The following is an 8,415-nucleotide window of genomic DNA, read 5'->3' on the forward strand; positions in this document are numbered from 1 at the left end:
TGTTCAGCCGCACCAAGTTCGGCGCCGACCGCATCGCCGGCCAGCTGACGCGCGCCGGGCTCACGGTGGAGGTGATGCACAGCGACCGCAACATGGCCCAGCGGGTGCGGGCGCTGGAAGCCTTCCGCAACGGCGACGTGAAGGTGCTGATTGCGACGGACGTGGCGCAGCGCGGCATCGACGTCGAGGGCATCAGCCACGTGATCAACTACGACGCCCCGCGCGATCCCGAGGGCTACGTGCACCGCGTGGGCCGCACGGCGCGCGCCGGCGAGACGGGCGTGGCCATCACGTTCATGTCGGGCGGCGAGATCGGCGACGTGGCGGCGGTGGAGCACCTGCTGGGCTCGCGCATTCCGCGGGTGAACGTTCCCGGCTTCAGCGTGTTCGCCGAGGAGAGCGTCGACGGCGCGCCGCAGGTGACCACGGTGACGATGCCCGAGTCCAAGAAGGAGCAGCGCGCCTCGCGTGGCCGCAAGATGGGCAAGCACGCGGGCAAGGAGCTGTCGCCCGAGGAGCTTCAGAAGCTGCTGGGCACCAGCAGCGCGGCCTGACAGGCGGCGGCCGGACGGACGGAGAGGGTGGTCGGGCCAGCCGAAGCGCACCACACCGGCTCCCTTCTCACACGGAAAAGCCCGCCCCCGGAACCGGGAGGCGGGCTTCTCGTGCCCATCGTGCAGCCGCGATCAGATCTTGAAGCCGCTGACCAGCTCGCGCATCCGCTCGGCGGCGTGCAGCAGCTCGGCGCTGGAGGCCGACATCTCCTCCGTGGCGGCGGACTGCTCCTCCGCGGCGGCGGAAACCTCCTGCGCGCTCGCCGCGTGCGACTCCGAGGTGCCGGACACCTCCGCCATCGCCGTCTCCACCTCGCCCATGGCGTCGTGGTTGCGGGTCACGGCGTCCACCACGCGGCCGGCGGCGAGGCGGACCCCGTCCACCGCCGCGATGATCTGCTCCAGCGCGGCGTCGGCGCCCTTGGACACCTCCTCCACCCCCGCCACCTTCTGCGTCCCCTGCTCCATGGTTCCCACCACTCCCTCGATGCGGGAGCGGATCCCCGTGACGTTCTGCGCCACCTCCTGCGCCGCGCGGGCGGAGCCCTCCGCCAGCTTGCGGACCTCCTCCGCCACCACCGCGAAGCCGCGCCCGTGCTCCCCGGCGCGGGCCGCCTCGATGGCCGCGTTCAGCGCCAGCAGGTTGGTCTGGCGGGCGATCCCGGTGATCGTCTCCACGAAGCGGTCGATCTGCACGGACGACTGCCGCAGCTCCGTCACCTGCTGGGCGGAGTCGCGCACGACCTCGCGCACCTCCAGCAGGAGCTGCAGCGCGGTCGACACCTGGGTGCGGCTCCCCCCCGCCACGGTGGAGATCTGCTCTCCGAGCGCCGTCACGCTCTGCGACGCGGAGGCGATCTCCTGCGTGCGCTGGCGCATCTGCTCCACCGCGTCCATGGTGTTCTGCAGCCCGCGCGTCTGGCTCTCCGCGCCGCTGGCGATCCCCACCATGGCGGTGGCCACCTCGCTGCTGGAGGCCGCCACCTCCTCGCTGATGCTGGAGAGGTCGGAGGCGTAGGCGGAGATCTGCTCCGAGGTGCTCACCGTCTCCGAGACGATGTTGCGGAGCTGCGCGGCCATCCCGTTGAACACCCCGGCGAGCGAGGCGAACTCCCGCGTCATCTGCCCGTCCAGGTGGATGCGCAGGTCGCCCTCACCCAGCCGCTCCGCCGCGCCCATGAGGCTCGCCAGCGGGGTGTTGATGTCGCGCAGCGCCTTCCAGATCAGCCCGATGGCGGCCAGCGCGGCGAGGACGGAGATCACCAGCAGCACCAGCTTCCGCTCGTCCGCCGTCCTGTTCAGCTCCGCCGCGGCCGAGGCCACCTTGTCGGTCTGCGCCTGGCTCACCTCCCGGATGGCCCCCTGCAGCTCATCCGTGACCGGGCGCACGGCCGCGACCCGGGCCACCGCGCGCTGCTCCTCGCCGATGTCGGCCAGGGCGTGCGCGAGGGCGTACTCCACCTCCAGGCGCGAGTGGAGCTGCTCCACCCCCTCGACCTGCTGACGCTCCTCCTGCGTCAGGTTGTCCAGCGCGCGGTAGGCCGTCTGCTGCCGGTGCGCTTCGCGCCCGTGGGAGGCGAACGCCTGCGCGCTCGCCGCGTCGCGGCTCACCAGGTACCGCTCGCCGGCGGCGATCTGGCTCAGGATCAGCGACTCCAGCGAGCCGCCGATCTCGGTGGTGAGGCGGAGCGACGACAGCCGCGTGTCCATCGCCCGGGTCAGGCTGTTCACCGTGAAGAGGCTGACCAGCGCCCCCATCACGATGAGCACGACGAGAAGCGCGCTCCCCGCGTACAGCCGCCCCCGGAGCGTGGAGAGGAAGGACCCGGCGCCGCGCCTGGAGGCCGTGGTCTTCGGGGCGCCGTCGGGACCGGGCACGTCCGGGGTCCCGTTCCGGTACACCTCGCGGGGAAGCCGGATCGAGGTGCGCGCCGAGACGGTCGACTCGTCGGCGGGGCCGCGGCCCGGCTCAGGGTCCTGGAACGAGGGAGGATTCATGCGTTGGCCATCCGGATGTGCGCGTCGGGGAGCGCCGCCACGGGGGCGGGAGACCAGGGTGCCACGGCTGCGGGAGGGCGGGTGCCCACACACGTCGCGGAGCGTCGGATGTTGCCGCGGAAGTGGGCCGACACCATCACGCTGCGGAGTGCGGCAGGGCCGGTGACAGAGCGTGGGGAAAGGGCAAGGTACCCGCCGGCCCGGGGAATGTCAACCTCGCGGCGTTGCCGGCCGGCGTCCGCGCGGCTACGTTTCGGCGCGCCGATGGGGACAGCTTTGCGCAGGAGAGATCGAGTGGCACGGAACGACCACGACCGCGAAGAGGACACGGGAGCGAAGGCGTACGACCTGCACCTGATCCGCCGGCTGGCGCGCTACCTCCACCCGTACCGGCTGGCGGTGGCCGGCTCCGTCGCGCTCCTCTTCGTGGGCGCGGCGCTGGAGCTGGCCGGGCCGTGGATCACCATGCTCGTGCTGGACCGCGCCGTCCCCGCGCGCGACGAAGGGCTCCTCGTGGTGCTGGCGGCCGCCTTCACGGGCGCGCTCCTCCTCGGGTTCGTCCTGCAGTACGTGCAGGCGCTGCTCACCACCTGGCTCGCGCAGCGGGTGATGTACGACGTGCGGGTGGAGCTGTTCTCGCACCTGCAGCGGCTCTCCCTCCGCTTCTTCGACGCCAACCCGGTGGGCCGGCTGATGACCCGGGTCACCAACGACATCGAGGTCCTGAACGAGATGTTCGGGGCGGGGATCGTCACCATCTTCGGCGACGTCTTCGTCCTCCTGTTCATCGTGGGCGCCATGTTCCTGATGAACTGGCAGCTGGCGCTGGTCACGCTGACCATCCTCCCCTTTATCCTCTTCGCCGCGTTCCTGTTCCGGAAGCGGATCCGGCTGGCGTACCGCGACATCCGCGTGCGGCTGGCGCGCATCAACGCGTACCTGCAGGAGCGTGTGGGTGGGATCCGGGTGGTGCAGCTCTTCGGGCGCGAGGAGCAGACCCTGCGGCGCTTCGCGGAGATCAACGACGACCACCTGGAGGCGCACCTCCGCTCCATCCGCCACTACGCGCTCTTCTTCCCCGTGATCGAGGTGCTCACCGCGGTGGCGCTGGCGCTGATCCTCTGGTACGGCGGGCTGCGGGCGCTGGAGGGGGCGGTCACGGTGGGGACGATCGCCGCCTTCCTGCAGTACGCGCGGCGCTTCTTCCGCCCCATCCAGGACATGTCGGAGAAGTACAACATCCTGCAGGGGGCCATGGCTTCGGCGGAGCGGATCTTCGACCTCCTCGACACGGAGCCCGAGATCCGCGACGAGGCGCACCCGCTGCGCCTCCCGGCGCGGGCGGAGGGGCGGATCGAGTTCCGGGACGTGTGGTTCCGCTACGGCGAGGGGGACGCCTGGGTGCTGCGCGGGGTCAGCTTCACGGCCAGGCCGGGGGAGCGGGTCGCCGTCGTGGGGGCCACCGGGGCGGGGAAGTCCACCCTCATCAACCTGCTGATGCGCTTCTACGAGCCGGAGCGGGGGGAGATCCTCTTCGACGGCGTCCCCATCCGGCGCGTCGCCGCGAAGGAGCTGCGCGGCCGGATCGGGCTGGTGCTGCAGGACCTCTTCCTCTTCAGCGGAGACCTGGAGCACAACATCCGCCTGGGGAGGGACGACATCGGCGCGGAGCGCATCCGGGAAGCGGCGCGGCGGGTGGGGGCGGACGCCTTCATCCGGCGGCTCCCCGGCGGGTACGCGCAGCCGCTGGGGGAGCGGGGGATCTCGCTCTCGGTGGGGGAGCGGCAGCTCGTCTCCTTCGCGCGGGCGCTGGCCTTCGATCCGCCGGTGCTGGTGCTGGACGAGGCCACCAGCTCGGTGGACTCGGAGCTGGAGGCGCGGATCGAGGGGGCGCTCCGGGAGCTGATGCAGGGGCGCACCTCGCTGGTGGTGGCGCACCGTCTCTCCACCATCCAGGGCGCGGACCAGATCCTGGTGCTGCACCACGGCGAGATCCGGGAGCGGGGGACGCACGCGGAGCTGCTGCGGCGGGGCGGACTGTACGCGCGGCTGCACGAGCTGCAGTTCGTGCGGGCGGAGCTGCACGAGGAGGGGGAGGCGGAGGAGCCGGCCGCGTGACCGCGGAACGGGGCTTCGGCGAACGGAGGGGCTCTCCAGGTGGAGAGCCCCTCCTGCTTCGGTCGAGGCCGGGACGACGCGGAGGGCGAGCGTCTCAGGGCACGACCTTCACGGCGCTGGTGCCGCCGAGCGGGCAGCCCGCCTCGTTGGCGGCGGCGAGCAGGTCCTTGGTTGCTTCGATGGTCCCGTTCGCGATCGCATCCTGCACCATCTCGACCACCTGGGCCGGCGTGTAGGCGTAGGCGACCGTCGTCCCGTCGCCGTTCGGCACGCCGCCGTGGGCGTTCAGGAGGCCCGCGGTCGCATGACGGGCCAGGGCGTGGATGCCGCCGCCCTGCGCCCAGATCGCCTGGCCGAGCGAATAGGTGGCGCCGAGTCCGCTCGTGACACCGAACACGGCGTCGAACCTGTCCGTGGGGGCTGCCCCGAACCACCGGTTGGCATGGTTGCGCCAGTAGCCCGGCGTGCAGCCCTCCCCGTCGCCGCCCCGTGGCAGATAGCACACGTTGTAGTGGCTGATCTGCGGGACCTGCCGGCGATGCAGGGGCGAGTGGAGGCCCTTGTCCCAGTCGAAGCCGGTGCCGACGTAGTTGTATACGTGATGGTTGCTCCCGCCCTTGATGATGAACGCCAGAACGGTGGCGTTCAGGGCGGTCCAGTCGAGGTGCTTGCCATCCGCCGAGAGGGTGGTGCTGACGAATCCGTCGGTGTAGCTCGCCGGCGGATCGATCTTGAAGCCCCGCATCTCACTCGTGACCTGGCCGATGTACCCGAGGGCCGACATGTCGTAGCACACCTGGTCGTCATCCGAGGAGACGAAGTTGCCGGGATAGCTCGTCGGCTGGATCGACCGCTCCGATCTGCCGGTGCTCAGGTTGGGGCTGTCGGGGAGGGCGACGTCCGTGGACGTGTCGGCGCACGCGGCGGCGAACGCCAGCACGGCGAGGGGGAGGAGGGCGAGCTTTCTCATGGGGTTCTCCTTGCGAACCGAGGCTTTGCCGGCGGGCGCGCCGGCAGCGCCCTTCTTCGGTGGCTGGACTATCTCGAGCGGGGGCGAGGCCCCGGTGACGAGATCCCCGGCTTTGCGGACCGCCCTCGCGGGCGGGGTGCCTTTGTCGGAAGGAGAGTGAAGTGCGGAGCGGCGGGGACTTTCTGGCGGGCTCGGGAAGAGCGATCCACGCCGCTGCACGGCATGTGGGCATGGGAATAATGGTGCCGCGTCGAGGTAATGTCGTATCGCTCTGTCAATGCGGCACTTGGGGTGGCAGGTTCCCGTGCATGGGACATCCCTGGGACACCCAGAACGAAACGTGCGTTACGAAACCGTAACCTGCCCCACCCCCGGGAAAGCTCAATACCCGCCCGTTTTACCGCATCCCTGACATCGTGCTGCCCATCCAGAGCGTGGCAAAGATGTAACACATCGTTGTCGCGGTCTCGCGCGGACGTATGTCCCGCGGAGTGCCGGGAATTCCGTAACCTGCGCCCGTCTCATGGGTTGCGATCCGGGCCCGTGCGTGGGATACGCGGGAACGCGCGTTGCAAGGGCGTGGGGTGCCTGTCCGCCGGTCGCCGCCCGGCACCCGGCCAGCTTCCGATCCACATCTCGCAGCGACGCGCCTCCGCACGGCCGGCTCCGCCGGACCCGGGCATGTACGGCGCGCCTCGCACATCGTTTACCCACGCATCGGCGGGAAAGATGCCCAGTGCTCACGCGCACCCGCGGGTGCAGCGCCGCTCGCGACGCGGGGACAGCCAGATGGCCGCAGGAGTCGGCACGCTCAGGATCCTGGTCGTGGACGACGACCTGCTCCTGGCCCGGCTGGTCAAGTCCAACCTGGAGCGCCCCGGGCGGATCCGCGCGCAGGCGGTCACGTCCGCCGAGGAAGCACTGAGCCTGCTCGCGCACGAGCGGTTCGACGCGGTGCTCACGGACCTGGTGCTGCCGGGGATGAGCGGGATCGAGCTGGTGCAGCGGATCCGCGAGGCGGACCGCTCCACTCCCCTGTTCATCATGACCGCGCAGGCCACCGTCGCGGGCGCGGTCGACGGGATCCGGGCCGGCGCGACCGACTTCATCCCCAAGCCGGTCAACGCCGATGCGCTGCTGGATCGGCTCGAGCGCACCGTCGCGGAGCGGCCGGCCGACGAAGCGGCGTCCCTCCCCGCGGGACGCCCGCTCGACGCATCCGCGGCCGACGCGCTGTTCGGGAGCGATCCCCGCCTGGAGGAGGTGCGGCGGACCGCCCGCCGCGTCGCGGAGGCGCCGGACTCGCGCGTGCTCATCACCGGGGAATCGGGGACCGGGAAGAGCCTCCTGGCCCGCCTGATCCACGACCTGTCGGCGGCGCCGGGACGGTTCGTGGAGGTGAACTGCGCCGCGCTCCCGCCCATGCTCCTGGAGTCCGAGCTGTTCGGGCACGAGAAGGGAGCGTTCACGGACGCGTCGGCGCTCAAGCGCGGGCTGATCGAGGTCGCCCAGGGCGGCACCATCTTCCTGGACGAGATCGGGACCATGCCGCCGGAGCTGCAGGCCAAGCTCCTCCTGTTCCTGGAGACCCGCGAGATCCGGCGGGTGGGCGGCGTGCACCCCATCCCCGTGCGGACCCGCGTGGTCGCGGCCACCAACCGGGACCTGCACCAGGCCCTGCGCGAGGGCACCTTCCGGCACGACCTCCTGTACCGGCTGGACGTCGTCTCGGTGGAGATGCCGCCCCTGCGGGAGATGCCCGCCGCGGTCCGGGAGCTCGCCGAGCGCTTCACGCGCGAGATCTGCTCCGACCTGGGCCGCCCCGTTCCCCCGCTCACGCCGGCCTCCTTCGTCCAGCTCGCCGGGTACCCGTGGCCCGGGAACGCGCGGGAGCTCCGCAACTGCGTGGAGCGGGCCCTGGTCTTCCATGGCGGGGGAGTGCTCACGGTGCTCCCGCCGGTCCGGCCCGCTGCGCCGCCCGAGCCCGCCGCGGGGCTCACGCTCGCGCCGGGCCTCTCGCTGGACGAGGTGGAGCGCCGCTACCTCCGCTTCGTCCTGGAGCGCGGCGCCCAGGAGCTCCGGGAGATCGCGGAGAGCCTCGGCATCTCGCGGAAGACGCTGTGGGAGAAGCGGCGGCGGCACGGGCTGTGAGCCGGATAGGGCCGACCCCGCCGCCCCCGGACGGGAGAGCGCAGCGGCGGTCGCTCCTGCCCGCGCTCAACCTCCTCGCCGTGCTCCTCATCTCCGTGCTGGACGGGATGACGCCGGCGGGGGTCGTCGTCGGAATCCTGGCGTCGCTCCCCATCGTGGCGGCCTCCTTCACCGACAGCCCGCGCCAGGTGTGGCTCACCTTCGGAGCGGCCGTCTCGGGCTTCGTCCTCGCCGCCATCTTCGGCCAGGCGCCGCTCTCCCCCGCGGCGGTCTGGGTCCCCAACCGTCTCCTCGCCTTCTTCTCCCTCCCGGCGAGCTGCGCCTTCTCGCTCCTGCTGCAGAAGCGGCGGCTGGAGGCTACCCGGGCCCGCGATGCCGCCCTGGCTTCCAGCGAGCTCAGCCGCCTGCTCGGAGCCCTTCTCGCCCACGACCTGCGCGCGCCGCTCCTGCTCGCCAGCCAGGGGCTGAGCTACGTGCGCGACAGCCTGGCGTCGGGGCAGCGGCCCGACGCCGGGATCCTCGCCGAGCTGGAGGCGCGCCTGCAGCGGAGCCTGCGCGAGATCGACGCGGTGCTGGCGATGGCGCGCCCGGAGCTCGCCTCCTCGCGGGCGGCCCGCGGCGGCG

General features: G+C 71.8%; 6 protein-coding genes and 1 riboswitch. Of the genes, 4 read left to right on the top strand and 2 right to left on the bottom strand.

What is annotated here, in order from left to right; genetic code table 11:
* On the top strand, positions 1-554 hold a 554-nt coding region (locus VGR37_10315; protein HEV2147785.1), incomplete at its 5' end, for a C-terminal helicase domain-containing protein.
* A 132-nt stretch (positions 555-686) separates the two neighbouring features.
* On the opposite strand, the gene VGR37_10320 is transcribed toward VGR37_10315, so the two are convergent.
* Positions 687-2,552, bottom strand: a complete 1,866-nt coding sequence (locus tag VGR37_10320) for a methyl-accepting chemotaxis protein (protein ID HEV2147786.1) — start codon at positions 2,550-2,552, stop codon at positions 687-689.
* A 294-nt stretch (positions 2,553-2,846) separates the two neighbouring features.
* Here VGR37_10320 and VGR37_10325 point away from each other — a divergent pair, with 294 nt between their 5' ends.
* Entirely contained in the window at positions 2,847-4,670 is a 1,824-nt protein-coding gene (locus VGR37_10325) for an ABC transporter ATP-binding protein (protein HEV2147787.1), read from the top strand.
* Positions 4,671-4,764: 94 nt separating this feature from the next.
* Here the strand turns inward: VGR37_10325 and VGR37_10330 are convergent, their stop codons facing one another.
* Positions 4,765-5,640 (bottom strand): hypothetical protein, encoded by an 876-nt coding sequence (locus tag VGR37_10330; protein ID HEV2147788.1) that lies wholly within the window; start codon positions 5,638-5,640, stop codon positions 4,765-4,767.
* A gap of 55 nt (positions 5,641-5,695) precedes the next feature.
* A riboswitch (cyclic di-GMP riboswitch) is annotated at positions 5,696-5,791 on the bottom strand.
* Between the two features lie 638 nt (positions 5,792-6,429).
* Here VGR37_10330 and VGR37_10335 point away from each other — a divergent pair.
* Together VGR37_10335 and VGR37_10340 are read left to right on the top strand one after the other, a co-directional pair.
* Positions 6,430-7,791 (top strand): sigma-54 dependent transcriptional regulator, encoded by a 1,362-nt coding sequence (locus tag VGR37_10335; protein ID HEV2147789.1) that lies wholly within the window; start codon positions 6,430-6,432, stop codon positions 7,789-7,791.
* The coding region (locus VGR37_10340; GenBank protein HEV2147790.1) for a hypothetical protein at positions 7,788-8,415 on the top strand (628 nt) is incomplete at its 3' end. The genes VGR37_10335 and VGR37_10340, both read left to right, overlap by 4 nt.

It is taken from the genome of Longimicrobiaceae bacterium (genome assembly GCA_035936415.1).
Taxonomy (GTDB): domain Bacteria; phylum Gemmatimonadota; class Gemmatimonadetes; order Longimicrobiales; family Longimicrobiaceae; genus JAFAYN01.